The sequence below is a fragment of the Bacteroides cellulosilyticus DSM 14838 genome, assembly GCF_000158035.1.
Taxonomy (GTDB): Bacteria; Bacteroidota; Bacteroidia; order Bacteroidales; family Bacteroidaceae; genus Bacteroides; species Bacteroides cellulosilyticus.
The window spans coordinates 346,192-368,579 of the sequence record NZ_EQ973495.1 but is presented as its reverse complement, the minus strand read 5'-3'; the positions used below and the strand labels follow the sequence as shown (position 1 = coordinate 368,579).

Here is a 22,388-nt window from a genome sequence, read left to right as displayed (position 1 = left end):
GATTATGAAGAATATATTGACGACCTGTTTATTTCTCTGCCTTCTCCTCACGGTGCATGCGGCGGACAATCCAAATGTGAAGAAGCTCTTCACCGTTACATCCGGCGAACTGAAACTGACCTTTTTGGTAGGTACGGACGATCGCCTTTACCAATTGGGCTTTGGAGATGCTGCCCGTGAAGTAGAGCCTCCTGCTAAGATGCCCTCGCGTGAATGGGAATTTCTTCCTCCTTATGGAAACGGTGTCCTGACTGAACCGGCTATCCAGGCAACTCACGTAGATGGAAATACATCTACGGAGCTTCACTACGCCGGACATCGTACGGAAGCGCTGGCACCGGGTATTGAACAAACCGTTATTTCACTGAAAGACCCTGCCTATCCTTTCACCGTAGATATCTATATCAAATGCTATGCAGACAATAGCATGATGGAAATCTGGAATACCGTTACGCATAATGAGAAAGGTAAAGTCATTCTGCATCGTTTTGCTTCTGCTGCCCCGGTGGTAAAGGCGAAAGAATACTGGCTCACTCAATTCTCCGGTAACTATAAACGCGAAGCAACCCTCAATGAAGAACGCCTTTCGGAAGGAGTCAAGATTCTGGATTCCAAATTAGGCATCCGTGCACATCAGATGCGTATTCCTTCTTTTATCCTCTCCCTGAACGGACCGGCTAAAGAGAATGAAGGTGAAGTATTGGCTGCTTCTTTGCGTTGGAGCGGCAGTTTCCAGTTTGCTTTCGATGTAGACTGGAACAAGAACCTGCGTTTGCTGACTGGTATGAATCCTTTGGGTTCACAGTACAATCTGGAGCGTGGCGGCACATTTACTACACCCGCCATTCTCTACACGTATAGTAAGCAGGGTAAGGGAGAAGCCAGTCGTCGTTTCCATCGTTGGGCTATGGCAAATGCCATCCGCGATGCAGAGAAAGACCGCCCTGTATTGTTGAACAACTGGGAAGCTACCCACTGCGATTTTGATGAAGACCGCTTGAAACAACTCTTTGATGGTGCCCGCCAGGTGGGAGCTGAACTTTTCTTATTGGATGATGGCTGGTTCGGTAACGGACCTTACTCCCGTGATGATGACAAGCACGGTCTGGGAGATTGGAACCCTTCTACCAAGAAGTTACCCAAAGGTCTGTCATATATTGCCAAAGAAGCATTGAAGCGTAAAGTTGGCTTCGGTATCTGGCTGGAACCCGAGATGGTGAATCCTCAGAGTGAACTTTATCAGAAACATCCCGATTGGATCATAACTCAATCCAAACGTGAACCGATATTGGGTCGCCATCAGGAGATACTGGACCTCACCCGCCCCGAAGTACAGGCTTTTGAATGGGATATTATCGACAAAACCTTGCGGCCTAACCCGGATATCACTTATGTGAAGTGGGACTGTAACCGTTACATCACCCAACCCGGATCTTCTTATTTGCAGCCTGCCGATCAAAGTCATCTCTGGATAGACTATAATTGGGCGCTTTACCGTCTGATGGATCGCTTTGCCAAAGGCTTCCCCAATGTGATGGCCATGCTTTGTGCCGGTGGATCGGGACGTGTGGACTATGGCGCAATGCCCTATTTCCATTCCTTCTGGCCCAGTGACAACACAGACCCGTTGGGGCGTATCAAGATACAATGGGGCTTCTCGCATTTCTTCCCTGCAAATACGATCTCTGCTCATGTCACTCGTATGGGTAAGCGTCATTTGAAGATGGCAATCGATGTGGCATTGAGCGGTGCATTCGGAATAGACCTAGCATTGGATAAGGCTACGGCTGAAGAGCGTGCGCAGATTGCCGATGCTGTGAAATTGTACAAAGAGCGTATCCGTCCGTTGGTGATGCATGGTGAGCTTTATCGCCTGGTTTCTCCTTATGAGTCCCCATTGGCTTCTTTGAGTTATGTTTCAACAGATAAACAAAAGGCAGTCGTTTACTTCTACCAGACTAAAGATGGCAATGAACCCCGGGTAATGCTGGGTGGCCTGGATGCCCAGAAAAAATACCGTGTGGAGGAAGTAAGTCTGGCAAAGGGAGTGACTTCTCGTTTCCCTGCCAATGGTAAGGTATTTACGGGAGCAGAACTGATGGAAAAAGGTCTGGAGAATCCATTGAATACCCAGTTTGAAAGTGCAGTATTGATATTAGTAGCTAACAATTAAATACAATAACCTTATGAACTTGAGAAGAACCTTATTACTTTTCTCTTTCATCTTTGCCAGTTCGCTGGCCATTGCACAACCGAAGGATCGTTGGACTATTCAGGATGATGGAGCCATTCGCTGGAATATCAATGATAATATTCCACATGACGATCATTTGGAAATGAGTGGGCAACAACTTTCCGTTGTCCTTCGTTACGGTGTGGATGCACAAAAGCGTTTCCACCTGAACCGAAGTCTTGTTTTCCCTATGCTTCGCATGCATCCCAATAAGACACAGAACAATCTGAAGCAACGTTTCGATGTGAATATTCCCGCTTTGGTGACAGTGGACGATCAAACCCTGCTGAATGAAGAAGTACGTGATGTTACCTTCAATGGCATTATGCGTGTGGAAAGTAGTTTCGGTTATATTTACCGGCGTAAGGAACTGAAAGATGCCGTGCAATTGACGCGTGTACTCTATCCCTCCACCAATGCCGCGCGCTATTGTGAGGAATATACTTTCAAGAATAGCAGTCCGAATCAGATAACGCTGCGAGTGCCTGAGTGGAACGTAACATATACTACTCCTGAGGAAGCCGGTGTATATGGTGCTTATTGCATCGAAGCCGCCCTTTCCAAAAGTGGTGTCTTTGTTTTGAAACCGGGAGAGACGCTTGAGTTCTATGCAGTCTTTTCCGGAAGGAAACTGGCGGATGCCTCGTCCGGACGAAACGATGCCGGCCTTTCACACATCAATATTCTTAGTGAACGTGCCGCGCGTGAAGCGCTTATCAGTCAGTGGTGGAGCAATTTGGTTTTGGACACACCCGATCCCGTGCTCAATCGCATGTTTGCTTTCGCCAAACTGCGTGGCGCTGAAAGTATCTACCGCACGAAAGGCGGATTGATGCATGGTCCCGGTGGTGAAGCCTATTATGCGGCTGTCTGGGCTAACGACCAGGCAGAGTATATCAACCCCTTCTTCCCTTTTCTGGGTTATGAGATTGGTAATGAGTCCGCATTGAATTCTTTCCGCCACTTTGCCCGCTATATGAATCCGGAGTATAAACCTATTCCGAGTTCCATCATCTCCGAAGGTGTCAGTTTCTGGCATGGTGCCAAAGATAGGGGGGACGGTGCAATGATTGCTTACGGTGCTGCACGTTATGCGTTGGCCCGTGGAGATAAGGCGGAAGCGCGTGAATTGTGGCCTCTGATTGAGTGGTGTCTGGAGTATTGCAACCGTAAACTAACTCCTGCCGGCGTGGTTGCATCGAATTCAGATGAATTGGAGAACCGCTTCCCGGCTGGTGATGCAAACCTCTGTACCTCTACGCTTTACTACGATGCTTTGCGTTCAGCCGTTATGCTGGGGCGTGAATTGGGAGTATCGGCAAAGCAGTTGAACATGTATCGTAATCAAGCAAATGCTTTAGAGAAAGCCATAGAAAAACATTTTGGTTATGAGATAGAAGGTTTCCACAGTTACCGCTATTATGAAGGTAATGATATCCTGCGTTCCTGGATTTGTATGCCTCTTGTTATGGGTATCTACACTCGCGCACAAGGCACTATCGATGCTCTCTTTTCGCCTCGCCTCTGGACGGATGACGGATTATTGACGCAAGCCGGTACTGAAACCTTCTGGGACCGTAGTACCCTCTATGCTCTGCGTGGCACCATTGCTGCCGGAGAAGTGGAGAAAGGTATGAACTTCCTCAAGAAGTATTCACATCGCCGTTTGTTGGGCGATCATGTGCCTTATGCCATTGAAGCGTGGCCCGAAGGAGATCAGCGTCATCTTTCTGCTGAAAGCGGATTGTATTGCCGTATCTATACCGAAGGTCTGTTCGGCATTCGCCCCACAGGATTACGCAGTTTCGAGATGACTCCCCGTTTGCCACAGGAGTGGGAGTATATGAATCTGAATCGTGTACGTGCTTTCAATTCGGAGTTTGATATTCGGGTATCCCGTGCAGGAAAGAAGTTGCATGTAGAAGTATTGAAAGGCGGCAAGTCAGTGCTGAAGAAGAGCGTGACGGAAGGGGCAACGATAAAGGTGAATTTATAATCTATTTGTATAAATTTATAGTCAATTTCTCTTTTCGAAAACGCGATTTTTAACTACTTGGTTATCAAGAACGTTAAGGTAGCACATAATGAGTATACGAGTGAATAGGGTTCGGTATACGACTGAACCCTATTCAGTGTACGACTGAAATAGGATAAGATTACGACTGATCTGTACTATAAAATTATTCTGTAACTATTTAGTGACGCCGGACTAACCTTTCTTTTCTCCTTATATTGTTTATTTCACCTTAATATTCTATGTTATTTCCGGGCTTTTCTTATTTTTGTGTGCAAAACATATCTATACTGATGAAAACGAAAATATTGATGATCTTTCTAATTTGCTCATTTCCGGTCTTGTGTTTATGGGCTGAGCATTCTAAATATTCATTCTACTATAGTCAGAAACTGAATGAAGGAATTTCCCAACTCTCCGTGATGACCATTTGCCAGGATACCCGGGGATACCTTTGGCTGGGGACACGTAATGGACTGAATCGTTATAATGGAAGTGAATATACTGTTTTTCGTCACCACCCGGGAGATTCTCTGAGTTTGGCAGACAATGAAGTCAATGAAATACGCGAAGATCATAGCAAGAATTTATGGATAGGTACCAGTCGCGGACTAAGCCGGATGTGTCTTCGCACCGAACGTATCCGCAACTATTTTAATGTAGATGGACTCTCCAGTGCAAGTATTCTTTCTCTTTTAGTTGATAGTTCCGGCAAAGTATGGGTGGGTACCCGCAGTGGGCTTTGTTGTTATATTCCCGAACAAGACAACTTTAAAAGGGTGGAATTTGTAGAGAACTTCAATAGTTCCGTCACTGCCTTGATGGAGGATAAGGCAGGCAATTTCTGGATAGGTACGGCAGTGAATGGTGTTTACCAGTGTAACAAACAGATGCAGGTGATTAATCACTATGACCGTCGTGCCGGCTTACCTGACAATAGTATTTCCACTCTTTATGAAGATTCTTATCATCGCATCTGGGTAGGTTGTCAATTTGGCGGACTGAACCGTATTGATGTCCGTAATCATAAAATAACTTCTTATGTATCTGCCAACAGTGGTCTGAAAAATAATTATGTCCGTTGCCTTGCCGAATGGGATGGAGAGATGCTGATTGGTACTTTTGATGGTATTTATGCTTATGCACCGCTGAAGGATCAGATTCGTAAAGTGAGCAGTTATGACGAACCCGGGCGTGGCTTGGGGCACTTTTCCATTTATGCTTTTTGCCGTGATCATACCGGTACGTTGTGGATTGGTACTTTTGCCGGTGGTGTCACTTGGTTGAGCTCGCTTACCGACCGCTTCATTCATCATACTCCGGGGAAGACGGTGAATCAGCAAACGGGAATCTATGGTACGGCTTGTGTTGATAAACAGAAAAACTTATGGATAGCTACTGAGGGGTATGGATTACTGCGATATGAAATTTCGACAGGGGAAGGGCAGTTTTATCTGATTGATAAGGATAGCTATTCCGTGCATAATTCGAATGTTATCAAGACGGTATATGCTGAGGATGACTGTATCTGGTGCGGTACGGTATTGGGTGAGGTCTATCGTTTTGATCTTGCTACCCGGCGTTTTTCTTTATTCTATAAATATCCCATAGAACTTGCTATTTATGGTATTGTGCGTGATGCAGACGGTAATTTATGGGTAGGAACTTCAAAAGGCGGATATGCACTGACTTGCTTTACTCCTACCGGTGAGCGGAAGACAGAGTTTACCGGACCGAAAGGGGAGAAATTGCATTTTTCCTCGGTCCGTTGCATGGAGGAAGAGAGTCCCGGTGTGCTACTGATAGGTATGCGTTCTGCCGGACTGTACCGTTTTAATACCCGTACAGGTGAAATGACCGTATTTCGTACATCGCGCCCGGAACAGGAAATGCAAATTCCAAGTAACTATATATCTTCTATATTATCAACCAGATCCGGGGATGTATGGGTATCTACCTATGGAGGCGGTATTTTCCAACTGGACAAACAGGGAGGTGTGCTTCGCCGGGTAACAGAGAAAGAAGGGCTGATGGGAGGGGATATTTGTAAATTGCTGGAAGGAGCGGACGGAAATCTATGGATGAGCTCGTTGCAGGGAATTTCCTCTTATTCTCCGTCCACCGGGGAGATTAAAAACTTTCCATTCAATAATGGTATTCATTTGCGTGAATTTACATATCGGGGTGGGGTAGCCATGCCGGACGGTACATTGTGCTTTACCGGTAATGATGGCTTTATCACTTTTTACACACCGGAGATGCCGATGAATCGTTTTGTACCGCCAATCGTATTGGAAGACCTGTTGGTGAATAATCGTGTGGTGCGTGCAGATGATGGAACTGGAATCTTAAGTGGATTGCTTAATGAAGCGGAGGTTATCAATCTGCAGTATAATCAGAATAATCTGTCAATAGACTATAAAGCGTTGAATTTCATCAATTCGGAGATGAACCGGTATGCCTATAAGTTGGAAGGATATGATAAAGACTGGAATCATGTGGGAGAACGCAGCACGGCTTACTATACCAATCTGCGTCCCGGCACCTATCTTTTTCATGTCAAGGCTTGTAATAACGATGGGGTATGGAATGAGGAAGGGAAGACTTTGAAGATTGTGATTACACCGCCTTTATGGGCTACTTGGTATGCTTTCCTGATTTATGGACTATTGCTGATAGGAGTGTTTTACGCAATATTCCATTATTTCAATGCCCGTCGCCGCTTGAGGGAAAGGTTGCGAATGGAGCAGAAAGAGAAACTGCAACAGGAAGAGTTTCATCAGGCAAAGATGCATCTGTTTACGAATTTTGCCCATGAGTTACGTACTCCCTTGACGCTAATCATCACTCCCTTTGAAGAGTTGGTGAAGCGAATGGATATGACTTTGGAACTGCGGGATAAACTGATGGTCATTTATAAGAATGCCCAGCGGCTCCTTTTATTGGTCAATCAACTGATGGACTTGCAGAAAAACCAGAGTGGTACGATGGAATTGCAAGTCACGGAGAATAATGTATATGAATTTGTCACGGAGATCTATTGTGCGTTTAATCAAATAGCGCAAACCAATGAAATCACTTTTACACTGGATTGCCGGGACCGGGAGTTTCAGGCTTGGTATGATAAAGTGCTGCTTGAGAAGGTCGTATTCAATTTATTATCCAATGCATTCAAGTATACTCCTTCCGGTAAAGACATACGTATGTTGGTGAAATGTATTCCGGCGGGAGAGTTGGAAGAATTGTATCGAAAAGATGTTGCCCCTTCTGCCCTGTATATGATGTTGCAGGTTGTGGATGCCGGTTGTGGAATCCCACCGCAGGAACGGGATAAGGTGTTCACACCTTTCTACCGGGTACCTGAAACGGCAGGGGTAAATGTACCGGGTACAGGTATCGGGCTTAGTCTGGTGTATTCCATTGTGAAGCTGCATAAGGGAGTGATCCGTATTGAAGACCGGGAAGATGGGACGGAAGGAGCGCGGTTCATTGTTTTGCTGCCCGTTTCCCGTGAAGCTTTCACTGAGGAAGAGACGGATTCCATGCCTGTGGAAACAATTGGCGATACGGCATTTGCACAGCCGGTGGAGAAACCGCAAACATCTCCTATTGGAGAAATCGCACCTAAAAAGCCGGTGGTTCTCTTGGTGGAAGATGACAAGGACGTACGGGATTATCTGCATAAGTCCTTGGAAAATGACTATGAAATCATTGAAGCGGCAAACGGTGTAAAAGGATATGATAAGGCAGTACAATTCTTCCCTGATTTAGTGCTGAGTGATATTATGATGCCTAAGCGGAATGGGCTTGAACTCTGCTCCATGATTAAGAATGATATTCGTATCGGACATATCCCGGTAATACTGATGACTGCACGCTCCATGGTGATGCATATCAGGGAAGGTTTTGAGGCAGGGGCGGATGATTACGTGATTAAGCCTTTCAGTATGGATGTGCTTCGGATACGTATTCAGAGCCTGTTGCAGTCGAGAGAGCAATTAAAGAAACTGTATGGCAAACGCTTCTCGCCCGAAGTGGTAGGTGTAAGTACTACCTCGGCGGATGAACGCTTCTCACAGAAACTGTATGAGATTATAGAGAAGAATATATCTGACCAGAATCTGGGTATAGAGATGCTTTGTGACCAGATCGGTATTAGTCGCGCCAATCTCTATCGCAAAATCAAAGCTATATCCGAGCTTTCGCCCACGGAACTGATACGTAATAAGCGCTTGGAGGTGGCCTTGCGTTATCTGAAGGAAACGAATATGAGTGTTTCGGAAGTGGCAACTTTGTTGGGATTCAACAGTCATTCCTATTTCTCTAATTCGTTTAAAGCATTCTATGGGTTCACACCTACCGAGTTCGTACAGATGAACAGTGCGAACAAAGAGAAGATGTAAGACGAAAAATAAAATTTAAGGCGGAAAGGAGTTTCCGACTTTTTTGTCTCAAACGGTTCTCACTACCGTCTCAAAATGCTTACTACATTTGTTTTGAGACATTATTGCAAGTCAATGATACACGATTTATAACCCTCAGACCGGTGATGCCCTATCTTTGTGATGTGAAAAACAAGCTTAATTCAATCACTATGAAGTATAAAAGTCGTAGCATCGCAAAGGTTATAGTACCTGTATTTTTAGTGGTATCTCTATTTGCATTTACTACTCATACCACGGAACAGCCGGAAGGAACTCCATTGTTTATAACGGGTATCACTCCTTATAAATCCGGAATGATCGTATCTCAGAAAGGCGTTCAGAAGGTTTCTATTTATTCATCAGATTATAAAGAACGCTTGCAAGAGTGGGAACTGGATGAAGTCCCTACCGGAGTTGCTACAGATGGAGAACAGATTTATGCAACGGTGGCAGGTGAACATAAGAATGGTGTTTATTTCCTGTCTGCTTCCAATCCTTCGGAAAAAGTCTTTGTGGAAACAGCATCCGGTGCCTGCGCTCCGTTGGTAAATGCGGGTAACGGCAAGTTATATATTTGCAACCAGTTTGCCGGCACAGTATCAGAATTGGATAAGAATGGAAAGAATGTGGTAAGAACGGTGAAGGTATTGCGTGAACCGAAATCAACTGTCTTTGATAAAGAAGGAAAACACTTGTTTGTTACTAATTTCCTGCCTATGCAGCGGGCGGATGTGGATACTGTAGCAGCTTGCGTATCTGTGATTGATATGAACAGTTTCCGGAAGATAAAGGATATTCAACTGGCCAACGGAAGTAATGCCTTGCGTGGAATGTCGCTTTCTCCGGACGGGCGTTATTTGCTGGTTACTCATAATCTGGGCCGTTTCCAGGTTCCGACATCCCAATTGCAACAAGGCTGGATGAATACCAGTGCTATCAGTATTGTAAATCTGACTACTCTGAACTTTGAGGGTGCCGTGTTGCTGGATGAACCGGAACGGGGTGCGGCAGGTATATGGGACGTGAAGTGTACGGATGATAAGATTGTGGTCAGTCACTCCGGTACCCATGAGGTCAGTGTGATAGATTATCCTGCATTTATTCAGAAATTTGAGCAGTATCCTCAAAAGGATGCTTTGGCGTATGATTTACGCTTTTTATATGGTATGCGTAAACGTGTAGCATTGGTAGGCAATGGACCGCGTTGCATGATGCTGAAGGACGGAACGGCTGTTGTTCCTACTTATTTCTCTGATACATTGAATATCGTGGACTTGAATACGGCAAATGTTCAGTCGGTTGCCATGGTGAAGAATCGTACGGAAAACAGAATACAGCGTGGTGAGAAATACTTTAATGATGCGGCACATTGTTTCCAGAACTGGCAGTCGTGTAACGGATGCCATCCGGGCGATGCACGTATGGATGCCATGAACTGGGATTTGATGAATGATGGCATTGGTAATTCGAAAAACTGCAAGAGTATGCTATTTTCCCATGTCACTCCACCGTGTATGATTTCCGGTATTCGTGCTAAAGCGGAGGTTGCCGTTCGTGCAGGATATAAGCTCATTCAGTTCAGTGATTTACCGGAAGAATTTGCAGAGTGTGTGGATGAGTATCTGATGTCATTGAAACCGGTTCCCAGTCCGTATCTGGTAAATGGCGAACTTTCAGAGAAGGCTAAACGGGGACGTAAGGTTTATGAAAAGTTTAATTGTGACGAATGTCATTCCGGTCCCTATTATACGGATATGAAGATGCACCGTATCGGCGAAGATATCGAATTTGAGAATGGTTGGGATACTCCGACACTGCGTGAAGTCTGGCGTACGGCTCCTTATCTGTTTGACGGACGTGCTGCCACTATGGAAGAAGTGTTCACGGTACATAAGCATGGCATTGAAAAGAAAATATCAGCTAAAGAAGCGGAAGAACTTGCCGAATATGTGAATTCACTTTAATAGAATAAGAAGACCATGATTACACACGAAAATATAGAGATTATTCATTATTTCCTGCAAGTTGATAAAGCTCTCTTTAAGGTGATGTTGGCGCAACTTCTGGCGGAATATAAAGCTATTCATACTCCTGTACGTATAGTGATATTCGATGCGCCGGCGGATAATGAAGAATATGTAGCCCGTTTTGCTTGCATCAGGGAAGCGGTGAAAGAGCTTTTCAAAGAGAAACAACCTTCCGTAAGCTATGTGGCACAACCTCCTCAGCGTATGGGATTGGTGATGGAAGTGCATGAAGTGCAGCTGACAGAGCAAGATCACATTGAATATCGGATACTGGGAGATTTGCCTTATATCACTATCGAAAGAGAAGGTTGTAAACGCCTGTTCCTGAGTGGTGTGACAGGAGATGTACTGCATCAGAGTATTCGTGAGCAATCTCATGAAGTATTCTCCAGGATAGCCAGGGTATTGGAAACGGAAGGTATGCCGGTTTCTTCGATCATACGTCAATGGAACTATATTGAAAAGATAACAGCTTGCGATGCAACCGGCCACCAGCATTATCAGGATTTCAATGATGCACGTTCGCTATTCTATAATGGTGTGGAGTGGACTACCGGTTATCCGGCTGCTACCGGTATCGGAACTCAGTGGGGCGGCATTATGATTGATGTGGATGCCTTACTCTGCAAAGATGGAAGTGTCCGGGTCCTTGGGGTGGATAATCCTTTGCAGATTGCCGCTCATGCTTATTCACAGAATGTATTATTGGGAGAAAAAGATATGGCTCTTCCTCAAAAGACTACCCCGAAGTTCGAACGTGCCAAGGCTGTATGGAAAGAGGATCATGGTTTCGTATATGTATCGGGCACAGCCGCTATTCGTGGTGAGCAGAGTCTGGAAGGCGTTGGTATTGAACAGCAAACACTGACTACCTTGGAGAATATAGAATATTTGGTATCCCATGATAACCTCAATCGTTCCGGTATTCCTGCTACGGAGAATGCTACCCTTATCACCTTCCGCGTGTATGTGAAACGTTGGGAAGATATGGAAAAAGCAAGGCAAGTAGTGACAGAGCGATACCCCGATTTACCTGCCATCTATACTTTAACCGATGTATGCCGTTCAGAACTATTGATAGAGATAGAAGGAATGGGAGTGCTTTGCTGAGGCTGATTATTAACCATTAAAACAGATAAATACATGAGATTAAAAAAAGTATTAACCCTGGCATTAATTGCCGCCTGCGGTATGGGACTCGCTTCTTGTACGGCAGAATCTAAAAAAACAGAACAAGTTATGACACAGGAAAAGGCAACGTATCAGAAGAAGTACACGAATGCTGACTTCTACAAAGACGGAAAGTTTGACCAGGAAGCTGCTAAAGAAGCATTCCTTGATATGTTTAAATTTTATGGCGTGCCTTACACTCCGCTGATGGAGAAAGATATCTGGTTTACAGATTTCGGTTTGGGCGACTTTGAGAATGTAGGTATGGGAGGCATCTTCTGGGTAAACGATCCGGAATATGGCTACTTTGCACATGCTATTTACTTGTTGCCGGGACAGATGATTCCGGAACATGCCCATGTAAAAACGGCATTCCCTGCGAAACATGAGTCGTGGATGGTAAATCACGGTTGGGTTTATAACTTCTCCGAAGTAGGAGATGAAACACCGAATGCTCCTGCGGTTCCGGCATCTCACGGTCCTATCAAGAGCAAGAATTTCGTGAAACAGAATGTGGGTGATGTTCTCCGTCTGAAAGAACTGGGTACTTTCCACTTTATGATGGCCGGTCCTGAGGGAGCCATTGTAGATGAGTGGGCATGTTATCATGATAATGATGGTCTGCGTTTTACTAATGGACAGGCTGCTTTGTAAATCATTCAATAATTAAGAATACCATGAGAAAGATTAATCATTTTGGAGTACCGACCACCACACCGCAACCGGGTGAGGTATATGCGGAAGGATTGAAGGTATGGCTGACTAACTTTAATGAAAGCCCCAATAAGATAGAATATTTGCGTTTTGAAGAAGGTAGTTGGATGCCTGAGCTGATTCAGAAAGTAGCACATATCGCTTACGAAGTAGATGATCTGGCGTCTGAACTGAAAGGTGCAAAAGTATTGGTTGAACCGATGCCGGGCGGAGAGAATCTGACAATTGCTTTCATTGAAGAAGAAGGTATTGCTTTGGAGTTAATGCAGTTTGATAAATAATCAATTAGTAGAAAGAAACTATGATGAATAAATTCATAAATGATCCGGATAATCTGACAGCTGAATTGCTGGAAGGATATGTAATGGCTTATAGTAATCAGGTAGCCATCGGCGGAGAAAATATTATTGTGCGTGCACATGCGAAAGCTGAAGATAAAGTAGCTGTGATCACTTTGGGTGGTTCCGGTCATGAACCTGCATTAAGCGGCTTCGTGGGCGACGGAATGTTGGACTGCTCTGTAGTCGGTGATATTTTTGCTGCTCCGGGTGCACAACGTTTGTTCCAGGCTTTACAGATGTTCAAACGTGAGGCCGGTATCTTGCTTGTGGTGTTGAACCACTCCGGTGATATCATGAGTGCAAACATGGCATGCCAGTTGGCTGAACGTACAGGCATTAAGGTAAAGACTATCCTGACACACGATGATATCAGTGCCGGACTGGATGCACCGGATGAAGATCGTCGCGGTCTGGCAGGTTGTGTTCCTCTGATTAAGATCGTTGGAGCTGCTGCTGAAGAAGGTAAGTCACTGGACGAGATTATTGAAATAGGTGAACGCTTCAATGCACGTTTGGCTACGTTGGCAGTGGCTATGAAGTCCTGTACCCATCCGCAAAACGGCATGACCATCTCCGATCTTCCGGACGGTGAAATTGAAATCGGTATGGGGCAGCATGGAGAAGGCGGTGGCGGTCGCAAGCAATTGGTTTCTGCCAATGAAACAGCCGAAGAAATGATCGGTTTGCTGATGAAGAAGCTGCAGCCGAAAGCCGGTAACAAGGCTTTATTAATCATTAACGGTGTAGGGGCAACTACGCACATGGAGATGAATATCGTTTATCGTAAAGCGCATCAGGTGTTGGAAAATGCCGGCATCGAAGTGGCTGCTGCCCGTATCGGTGAGTTGCTGACCGTTCAGGAACAGGCAGGTTTCCAGATGATTCTTGGTTTGCTGGATGACGATCATATCGATTATCTGAACAATAAAATGTCTAATGCTCCTTATTGGACGACTATCGGTAAATAAGAGATGGATAAACTGACTATAGATGATTTCAAGAAGATGCTTCGTAATGCGCTGGTGTGCATTACGGAGCGCTCCGACGAATTCTCAAAACTGGATGCGGTATTGGGAGATGGCGACCATGGAACAGCTATCGTTCAATCCATGTCTGCCCTTGTTGCTACGGCTGATAAGGGCACTGAATTTAAGTCGATGCTGAATGACATGAGTTTTAACCTGATGCTTGAGATCAGCGGTTCGACCAGCACATTACTGGGTGGATTCTTCCTGGGAATGAGCGACCATGCGGAAGGTGCCGAACTGGATGTGGCGGGTGTAAAGGCTATGTTTGCAGGTGGGCTTGAAGGTGTGAGGAAACAAACAAAAGCAAAACAGGGGGATAAAACAATGATGGATGCCCTGATACCAGCGGTGGAAGCCATTCAGGCTTGTGATTCCGCTGATGTGAAGGCTATCCTGACAGCGGGTGCCGAAGCTGCTGTGAAAGGTGCTGAAGCTACTAAAGATATGAAGGCAAACTTCGGACGTGCCCGTAATTACGGTGAGCGCTCTATCGGTTATGCGGATTCAGGGGCTTCATCCTGGTCGTGCATGTTTGATGCGTTTGCAAAAGCTTTATAGTAAATAACTAATGAAAAGATAAGAAATGGCTGATTTAGATGATTTAAGAGAAGGCTGCAATTTCGGTTTGGGGGTAGCTTCTACTAATAATAGTTTTCATGTGAAGGGAGCGGAACATCTTCCGTGGGGGATGAAGGATCGTTTATCACGTATCTTCAATCCGAAGACAGGCAGAACCGTGATGCTGGCATTTGACCATGGTTTCATTATGGGACCGACATCCGGTTTGGAACGTATCGATTTGAACATCGTTCCGTTGATAGAATATGCGGACTGCCTGATGTGTACACGCGGCATTCTTCGTACGGTGATACCGCCCAGCACCAATAAACCTATTTGTCTTCGTTCGGATGCCGGCACTTCTATTCTTACAGAATTGAATGACAACGTCTTGATTGACATTGAAGATGCGATACGTATGAATGTATCGGCCATGGCAATCATGTTGTCTATCGGTGATGCAGCTCACGAAGCAAAAACGGTTGCCAACCTGTACAAGGCAGTGGATAAAGGTACCCGTTACGGAATACCGGTGATGGGAGTGACGGCTGTAGGTAAAGATATGGCACGTGATGCCCGTTATTTCGGTTTAGCTTCCCGTATCGCTGCCGAGAATGGGGCGAATATCGTGAAGACCTATTATTGTGATGGTTTTGAAAAAGTGGTGGCAGCATGTCCTGTTCCTGTAGTGATTGCAGGCGGAAAGAAACTTCCTGAATTGGAAGCGTTGGAATTGTGCTATAAGGCAATCAGCGAAGGTGCTTCCGGTGTGGATATGGGACGTAATGTGTTCCAGTCGGAAGCTCCCGCTGCTATGATACAGGCCGTTCATGCGGTAGTACATGAAAATCTGAAACCGGAACAAGCACTCGAACTGTTCAATGAACTGAAGAATAAGTAACACTGATTACAAGAAGAATGATGAGGGTTTATATAATTATTGGGATCATTCTTTCCATGGGATTTCGGGCGGCAGCACAAGATAAACTCTTGGTTGCCGGTTCCGGAAATCCGAATATCCTGCTGTTGGATAAACAAACGGGAAAAGTGGAATGGCAGCATGCTCTGGAGAAAGGGGAAGAATGTAATGCAGTTGCTTTGACTAAAAAGGGAGAAATCTTGTATTCGTATAAGCGGGGAGCAAAACTCGTGACATGGGACCATCAGGTGGTCTGGGATTATAAAACACCGGATAAGACGGAATTACAATCAGCCACCTTGTTGCAGAACGGTGGCGTACTATTGGGAATATGTGGTATTCCTGCCCAATTCATAGAATTGGATAAGAAAGGCAAAGAAGTAAACAAAGTAACATTGAATCTGGAAGTGGAAAGACCCCACAGTCAGTTTAGACAAGTATTCCAGCTCCGGAACAGCAATTATCTGATACCGGTAATGGCGAAACAGAAAGTGCTGGAAGTAAGCCGTAAAGGGAAGATCATTGCTGAACATCAGATTGAAGGCAAGGCATTCTCATCTCTTGAACTTCCTAACGGAAATCTGCTGTTGCCTTGTGGAGACAACCATTATTACATCGTAATCGACCGCAAGACAGGCAAAGAATTGAAACGGGTGAATGCACTGGATATTGAAGGAGTTGCTTTATTGTTTGTAGGGCAAATCCTGCAATTGAAGAATGGGAATCTATTGATTTGTAACTGGTACGGACATACGAAAGATACCACGGTGGATGAACCGCAATTGATAGAGATAGATAAAAACGGTAAAGTGGTGTGGAGCTTGCATGATAAGAAGAATGTCGGCAAGATATCCGCTGCCTGCTATATAGACAATTTCCGCTTACCGGACTTAAAATAGGAGATTAACTTTAGAACAAAGTATTATGAATAAGAAATTATTAGTAATGTCTGTATGCATTGCCTTGTCGCTTCCCACTATGGCACAGCGAAGGGCGAGTGCGAAGGTGAAAGCGCCTGCTACGTGGGCGGAAAGCATTGCTGCGGCTAAGAATCAGGCCCATGCGGAAATGCAAAAGACCTGTTTGCCGATTGCATCGAAGGTGATTAAGGCAAAAGAGGCGGCAGTGCCTTTCTCGGCGGATATAACCGGACTGGATGAAATGGTGCTTTATACCTGGGGTACTGTAGATGGTACAGGAGATGATCAGGCTGTATGGGCAAATGCTAAATTAGTGGCGGCAGATGGCTCCTCTGTTTGGTTGAACGACCTGAAAAGTACTTTCAAGAAAACAGGTAGCGGCAGTCTGCGTTTTAATGAGAATGCCAAGGGACAGGATGTAGTCATGAAAGGCAAAACCTATAAACGCACGATCATGGCGAATGCCAATGCGCAAATCGTGGTTCCTCTGGATAAGAAATATACCCGCTTTGAGGCAGAGATCGGATTGGAGAACCGCTCTTCTGCGGGTACGGTGATTTTCCGTCTCCAAGGGATTACCGGTGCGGAAGCTGCTTCGGATATCGTTGCTAAATATCCGACTGAGGCAACTTTGTTTCTGCCATTCGGCGGAAGCGATATGAAAGCACTGGTTACGACCCATGATGCCAGTATCGAAAAGCATATAGCGACGGAAGTTATTAATTTGCTGAATGATAAATCCTATTTTACAGCACAAGTTGCCCAGATTGCTTCTAAACCTACTTTGGACGATCAGGTTATCGGCTATTTGAATCTGGCACAGGAGGCTATGAAAGTATATCAGTTGCAGGAGTCCTTGAGTTGGCTGAATATGCGTGCCATTGAAGAAGCTTATAATGATATGGCAAAAGATGCCGGTTATGATAAAAATGCGAATCAGGCCAAGCTTGCTGAACTGAAGCTACTGACCGGAAAAGGATTCTCCGGCATTTATAAGAATGAGGCTTCTGCCCTGGAAGCTGCCAACAAAGCTTTGCAACTGAAGCGTGATATCTTGCTGGCAAATACAGCGTTGGATATGGATAAGATCATTGTCGGTCGTTACAAGATAGGTACTTCTGCCCGTCAGGTGAATCCGCGTGCTCTGGGTACTCAGAATAACAACTGGTCTAACCAGACTTCCGCTCCACGCGGTGGTTTTAATGCTGAGATTGCAGAGTTATCCAACTTACGTGGAGATGTTAAGACTCGTACTATCTTTAAACCTACCAACGGTTCTTCTGTTCCTGATTTGAAACTACATTGGGATGCTGAACGCCTGATGTTCTCTATGGTAGATACCGACCGCCGCTGGCAAGTATTTGAAGTGAAACTGGATGGTACTGGTTTGAAGAAGCTCATAGAAACCCCGGAAAAAGATCTGGAATTCTTTGATGCCACTTATTTGCCTTCCGGTAAACTTATCGCTGTATCCAATATCGGTTATAATGGTGTACCTTGCGTGAATGGTAATGATGAGGTCGGTAATATGTGCCTGTATGATCCGAAAGATGGTTCTTTGCGTCGTCTGACTTTTGACCAGGATGCTAACTGGGCGCCAACGGTTATGAATAATGGCCGTATCATGTACACACGTTGGGAATATACGGATTTGACTCACTATTTCTCCCGCTTTGTAATGCACATGAATCCGGACGGAACGGAACAGAAGTCTTTGTACGGTAGTGGTTCTTACTTCCCGAACAGTACGTTCGATGCCAAACCGTTGCCCGGTGGTTCATCACAGTTTATCGGTGTGATTTCCGGTCATCATGGTGTGACACGTTCCGGCCGTTTGATGTTGTTTGATCCTTCAAAGAGCCGTAAATCAGAGAAAGGTATGTTACAGGAATTGCCTTTCCGCGACCGTAAGATAGAACCGATTGTAAAAGACCGTTTGGTGGATGGCGTATGGCCTCAGTTTATCAAGCCTTATCCATTGACGGATAAATATTTCCTGGTTACTGCTAAGCTGAATGAAAGTGCCCTGTGGGGAGTCTATCTGATTGACATATACGATAACCTCACGTTGATTGCCGAATTTGAAGGGGAAGGTCTTATTTGCCCGACTCCGGTTGTGCAGCGTCCGGTACCTCCGGTGATTCCTGAAAAGATTAATCTGGCCAGTAAAGAGGCTACCGTATTCATTCAGGATATATACGAGGGTGAAGGCCTGGAAGGTGTGCCCCGTGGTACAGTAAAAGCATTCCGTGTGCTTGCTTATGAATATGCTTATAACAGAACTCCGTCCGACCATTGGGCGCAAGGTGTTCAGAGTGGTTGGGATATCAAGCGTTTGTTGGGTACCGTTCCTGTAGAAGAAGACGGTTCTGCGATATTTAAGATTCCTGCCAATACCCCGATCTCATTGCAGCCGTTGGATTCGGAAGGACGTGCCATTCAGTGGATGCGTAGCTGGCTGACCGGTATGCCGGGAGAAACTGTTTCTTGTGTAGGTTGCCACGAAGACCAGAATCAATTACCTATACCGAAACGTGTGAAAGCTTCGGCTATGGCGCCCCATGAAATTACGAAGCCGGAAGGTGGAGTACGTTCTTTCACTTTTGATTTGGAAGTACAGCCTGTGCTGGATCGTGCTTGTATTGCCTGCCATGATGGTTCCAATAAACTGGCTGACTTTACAGGTGAAAAGATAGATAAGTTCTCCGGTTTCGGAGTCAGCTATCTGAATCTGCATCCTTATGTGTATCGTCAAGGTCCGGAAGCGGAGATTGAAGTGCTCGATCCGTATGAATATCATGCTTCCGTGAGTCCGTTGATCAAGATATTGAAGACGGGACATCATGGAGTGGAACTGACTGACAAAGAATGGCAAGCTCTGTACAACTGGATTGACTTCAATGCTCCTTATCATGGCAAGTTTAAAGCCAATGAATTTAAGGGAGTGGAACAAATCAGTCGCCGTACGGAATTGACGGAGAAATATGCCCGTTCCGGTGTAGACTGGCAGGCTGAGATCCGTTCGTATGCCAAATACCTGGAAGGACAAGAGAAACCGGCTCCAGTGAAACCGGCAAAGAAGGAGTATAAAGACAAGGATGTAAAAGTCAAAGGCTGGCCGTTTGATAAAGCCGCTGCCCAGACTATGCTTGCCAATGAGGGAGAAACGAAGATGAGCATTGAATTGGCTCCGGGCGTAAAGATGAATTTTGTCCGTGTTCCTGCCGGTTCGTTTGTGATGGGTAGCAACAGAGGTCATTCCGATTACTCTCCTGCTCATAAGCAAGTTGTGAAGAAAGGATTCTGGATGGGTGAGATCGAAGTCAGCAATGAACAGTTCCGCACAATCTTCCCGGAACATGACAGCCGCTTCATCCGCCAATTATGGAAAGACCATGTACACCAAGGCTATCCTGCCAATAACCCTGAACAGCCTGCTATCCGTGTGAGCTGGGAAGAGGCAATGGCATTCTGCAAGAAACTGAGTGAAAAGACCGGTAAGACTGTTACTCTTCCTACCGAGGTTCAGTGGGAGTGGGCCTGCCGTGCAGGTAGCGACGGTGAGTTCTGGTATGGTTCTTTAAACACAGACTTTGGTAAGTTTGAGAATCTGGCTGACAAGCACCTGAATCAGATGGCGGTGAAGGGAGTGAATCCGATGCCGATGCGTGAGAATGATCCCTGGTATAAGTACTATACTTATCAACCCAAGGAGAATGGCGTGGATGACGGCAATATGCTGATGGTGAAAGGCGGTGAATACCAGGCTAACGCGTGGGGACTCTATGATATGCAGGGTAATGTTGCCGAATGGACATCCTCTGATTATCTGCCTTATCCTTACAATGAAAAGACGCAAGGTACGGGTACGGAGAAAGTGGTTAGAGGCGGATCATGGAATGATCATCCGAAAGCGTCCACCACATACTACCGTAGATCGTATTTGCCTTGGCAGAAAGTATATAATGTAGGCTTCCGTGTGATTATCGAAGATTAATTTAGTGGTTAGGGTTTAGTGATTAGTGATTAACACTATGCGGTATGATAGCGCAGCCTATTAATCACTAATCACTAAACCCTAATCACTAAATATTAAGTGGAGAATGGAAATATGAAAACTATAGGTTTAGTGGCCGGTCCGTGTAGTGCGGAAAGTCGTACACAGATGTTAGAAACAGCAAGAGGATTGAAAGAAATGGGCGTTGGCATTCTGCGTGCCGGTTTGTGGAAGCCCCGTTCGCGCTGTGGTACATTTGAGGGAGTTGGCGAAGAAGGACTGGACTGGATGCGAGAGATACAACAGGAACTGGGACTTCGGGTTATGACTGAGGTGGCACTTCCCTGCCACGTGGAAGCTGTACGGAAAGCTGGTCTGGATATGATCTGGATTGGTGCGCGTACTACGGTCAACCCTTTTATGATGCACGAACTGGCAGAAGCCCTGCGCGGGTGCGATATGCCGGTATGGGTGAAGAATCCTGTATGTCCCGACGTAGACTTATGGATTGGTGCGGTAGAACGCCTTCAACAGGCCGGACTGAAAGACATCCGCATTATTCATCGTGGCTTCTGCACGGTAGATAGTTCTCCTTACCGCAATGCCCCCCTTTGGGAGTTGGCGGGACGTTTTCATACTCATTTTCCTGAATTGCCTTTCTACTGTGATCCGAGCCATATCGGAGGAAAATGTGAATTATTGGCGGCTATTTGCGAGAAAGCCATATCTTTGCACGCCGACGGTCTGTTTATCGAGTCGCATTGCTGTCCGCAGAAAGCTCTTTCTGATGCTGCCCAGCAACTGACGCCACCGGCACTGGCGGAATTGTTGGCTACGTTGAATGTTTCAATAGAATGACAGATAGATCATAAAACAATTGAAAGGATATATCCGCACATGAAAAAAGTAAGCTCCTCCCTGAAAGCAATGTTCACTTCGTGGAAGATAACATTGATATTGCTGGTGCATTATGTGATCCTGCTGGCTGCCGCAACTTTTGTCGAGAAGGCGCAAGGGACGGCGATGGCAAGGGAAATAATCTATAACAATCCGCTTTTCTATCTTCTGCAATTTCTTTTGATTCTCAATTTCTGTGCTACTGCCTGGCAAGCCCGTCTGTGGAGCCAGCGCAAATATGGAGTCTTACTGTTGCATATCTCCTTTATTGTAATCTTGCTGGGAGCATTGGTGACCAATATGTTTGGTTTTGAGGGCATTGTGCATATCAGGGAAGGAGAAACCGTGTCCCAAATGCGTACAATGGAAGATCAACGTTCGTTGCCTTTTTCCATCCGCCTGGATGATTTTAAGTTAGTTCGTTATCCCGGTTCTCACAGCCCTTCTTCTTTTGAGAGTTTCCTTACCATTCATACGGAAGAGGGAGAACGGAGCGAACACATCTACATGAATAAGGTGATTTATGAGCAGGGATACCGGCTCTACCAGTCCTCCTATGATGCCGATGAACAGGGCACCATCTTGACCGTCAATAATGATACGGCAGGAACAGGTATTACGTATGCCGGATATCTGTTGCTGCTTGCCGGTATGCTGCTGACCCTGGCAGATAAAAAGTCCCGTTTCCGCCAACTGGCAAAACAATTGAAACGGGTGACTCCTCTTTTGTTACTGGCTTTTCTTCCCACCCTTTCCTTTGCGCAAAAGGCAGAAACGGAACATCTGCTGAAGAACACCATCCCTGCCGAACAGGCTGAGCAATGGGGACGAATGCAGATACAATGTCCTACAGGCCGTATTGAACCTGTAGATACTTATACGGACAAACTCTTGCGCAAGATCTACCGTAGCGATACTTTCGAAGGACTTAGTTCCGAACAAGTCATTATCGGTTTTCTTATGAATCCGTCTTACTGGGGAAATATTCCTTTTATCCGCCAGACTAATAAAGAATTGCCGCAAGCCTATTCTCTGCCCGAAGGTAAATACATCCGTTTCTTTGATGTATTCAGTGAAGATGGCAGCTATCTGATTTCCGATGCCGTAGACAAGGCATATTCCCGTCCGGCAGCCGAACGTTCGCGG

Annotated in this window: 14 protein-coding genes; all 14 read left to right on the top strand. The window is 45.6% G+C overall.

Annotated features, from left to right (window positions below):
- Positions 1-4: 4 nt before the first annotated feature.
- Positions 5-2,173, top strand: coding sequence for an alpha-galactosidase (locus tag BACCELL_RS23725; protein WP_007214676.1), 2,169 nt, complete (start codon positions 5-7; stop codon positions 2,171-2,173).
- A gap of 13 nt (positions 2,174-2,186) precedes the next feature.
- On the top strand, positions 2,187-4,229 hold the full coding sequence (locus tag BACCELL_RS23720) for a glucosidase family protein (RefSeq protein ID WP_007214675.1): 2,043 nt from the start codon (positions 2,187-2,189) through the stop codon (positions 4,227-4,229).
- 311 nt (positions 4,230-4,540) lie between these two features.
- Positions 4,541-8,650, top strand: a complete 4,110-nt coding sequence (locus BACCELL_RS23715) for a hybrid sensor histidine kinase/response regulator transcription factor (RefSeq protein ID WP_007214674.1) — start codon at positions 4,541-4,543, stop codon at positions 8,648-8,650.
- A 146-nt stretch (positions 8,651-8,796) separates the two neighbouring features.
- The gene (locus BACCELL_RS23710) at positions 8,797-10,635 is read left to right on the top strand and encodes a YncE family protein (protein WP_007214673.1); all 1,839 of its coding nucleotides are present in this window, start codon (positions 8,797-8,799) and stop codon (positions 10,633-10,635) included.
- Between the two features lie 15 nt (positions 10,636-10,650).
- Positions 10,651-11,808 (top strand): chorismate transformation FkbO/Hyg5 family protein, encoded by a 1,158-nt coding sequence (locus BACCELL_RS23705; protein ID WP_007214672.1) that lies wholly within the window; start codon positions 10,651-10,653, stop codon positions 11,806-11,808.
- Positions 11,809-11,841: 33 nt separating this feature from the next.
- Positions 11,842-12,522, top strand: coding sequence for a cupin domain-containing protein (locus tag BACCELL_RS23700; RefSeq protein ID WP_007214671.1), 681 nt, complete (start codon positions 11,842-11,844; stop codon positions 12,520-12,522).
- A 23-nt stretch (positions 12,523-12,545) separates the two neighbouring features.
- Positions 12,546-12,863: a VOC family protein gene (locus BACCELL_RS23695; protein WP_007214670.1), complete on the top strand. Its 318-nt coding sequence runs from the start codon at positions 12,546-12,548 to the stop codon at positions 12,861-12,863.
- A gap of 20 nt (positions 12,864-12,883) precedes the next feature.
- Positions 12,884-13,891: a dihydroxyacetone kinase subunit DhaK gene (locus BACCELL_RS23690; protein WP_007214669.1), complete on the top strand. Its 1,008-nt coding sequence runs from the start codon at positions 12,884-12,886 to the stop codon at positions 13,889-13,891.
- A 3-nt stretch (positions 13,892-13,894) separates the two neighbouring features.
- Entirely contained in the window at positions 13,895-14,509 is a 615-nt protein-coding gene (locus BACCELL_RS23685) for a DAK2 domain-containing protein (protein WP_007214668.1), read from the top strand.
- Positions 14,510-14,534: 25 nt separating this feature from the next.
- Entirely contained in the window at positions 14,535-15,410 is an 876-nt protein-coding gene (gene lsrF, locus BACCELL_RS23680) for a 3-hydroxy-5-phosphonooxypentane-2,4-dione thiolase (protein WP_007214667.1), read from the top strand.
- Positions 15,411-15,430: 20 nt separating this feature from the next.
- Positions 15,431-16,327 carry a beta-propeller domain-containing protein gene (locus BACCELL_RS23675; RefSeq protein ID WP_118434602.1) on the top strand — a complete coding sequence of 299 codons (897 nt, stop codon included), beginning with the start codon at positions 15,431-15,433 and terminating at the stop codon, positions 16,325-16,327.
- 25 nt (positions 16,328-16,352) lie between these two features.
- Positions 16,353-20,345: an SUMF1/EgtB/PvdO family nonheme iron enzyme gene (locus BACCELL_RS23670; protein WP_007214665.1), complete on the top strand. Its 3,993-nt coding sequence runs from the start codon at positions 16,353-16,355 to the stop codon at positions 20,343-20,345.
- Positions 20,346-20,459: 114 nt separating this feature from the next.
- Positions 20,460-21,203: a phospho-2-dehydro-3-deoxyheptonate aldolase gene (locus tag BACCELL_RS23665; RefSeq protein WP_007214664.1), complete on the top strand. Its 744-nt coding sequence runs from the start codon at positions 20,460-20,462 to the stop codon at positions 21,201-21,203.
- A gap of 39 nt (positions 21,204-21,242) precedes the next feature.
- The coding region (locus tag BACCELL_RS23660; RefSeq protein WP_007214663.1) for a cytochrome c biogenesis ResB family protein at positions 21,243-22,388 on the top strand (1,146 nt) is incomplete at its 3' end.

Bases quoted from the DNA above. Each gene is read 5' to 3' on its own strand.
- BACCELL_RS23725 (WP_007214676.1), top strand. From the start codon at position 5: ATGAAGAATATATTGACGACCTGTTTATTTCTCTGCCTTCTCCTCACG.
- BACCELL_RS23720 (WP_007214675.1), top strand. From the start codon at position 2,187: ATGAACTTGAGAAGAACCTTATTACTTTTCTCTTTCATCTTTGCCAGT.
- BACCELL_RS23715 (WP_007214674.1), top strand. From the start codon at position 4,541: ATGAAAACGAAAATATTGATGATCTTTCTAATTTGCTCATTTCCGGTC.
- BACCELL_RS23710 (WP_007214673.1), top strand. From the start codon at position 8,797: ATGCCCTATCTTTGTGATGTGAAAAACAAGCTTAATTCAATCACTATG.
- BACCELL_RS23705 (WP_007214672.1), top strand. From the start codon at position 10,651: ATGATTACACACGAAAATATAGAGATTATTCATTATTTCCTGCAAGTT.
- BACCELL_RS23700 (WP_007214671.1), top strand. From the start codon at position 11,842: ATGAGATTAAAAAAAGTATTAACCCTGGCATTAATTGCCGCCTGCGGT.
- BACCELL_RS23695 (WP_007214670.1), top strand. From the start codon at position 12,546: ATGAGAAAGATTAATCATTTTGGAGTACCGACCACCACACCGCAACCG.
- BACCELL_RS23690 (WP_007214669.1), top strand. From the start codon at position 12,884: ATGATGAATAAATTCATAAATGATCCGGATAATCTGACAGCTGAATTG.
- BACCELL_RS23685 (WP_007214668.1), top strand. From the start codon at position 13,895: ATGGATAAACTGACTATAGATGATTTCAAGAAGATGCTTCGTAATGCG.
- lsrF (WP_007214667.1), top strand. From the start codon at position 14,535: ATGGCTGATTTAGATGATTTAAGAGAAGGCTGCAATTTCGGTTTGGGG.
- BACCELL_RS23675 (WP_118434602.1), top strand. From the start codon at position 15,431: ATGAGGGTTTATATAATTATTGGGATCATTCTTTCCATGGGATTTCGG.
- BACCELL_RS23670 (WP_007214665.1), top strand. From the start codon at position 16,353: ATGAATAAGAAATTATTAGTAATGTCTGTATGCATTGCCTTGTCGCTT.
- BACCELL_RS23665 (WP_007214664.1), top strand. From the start codon at position 20,460: ATGAAAACTATAGGTTTAGTGGCCGGTCCGTGTAGTGCGGAAAGTCGT.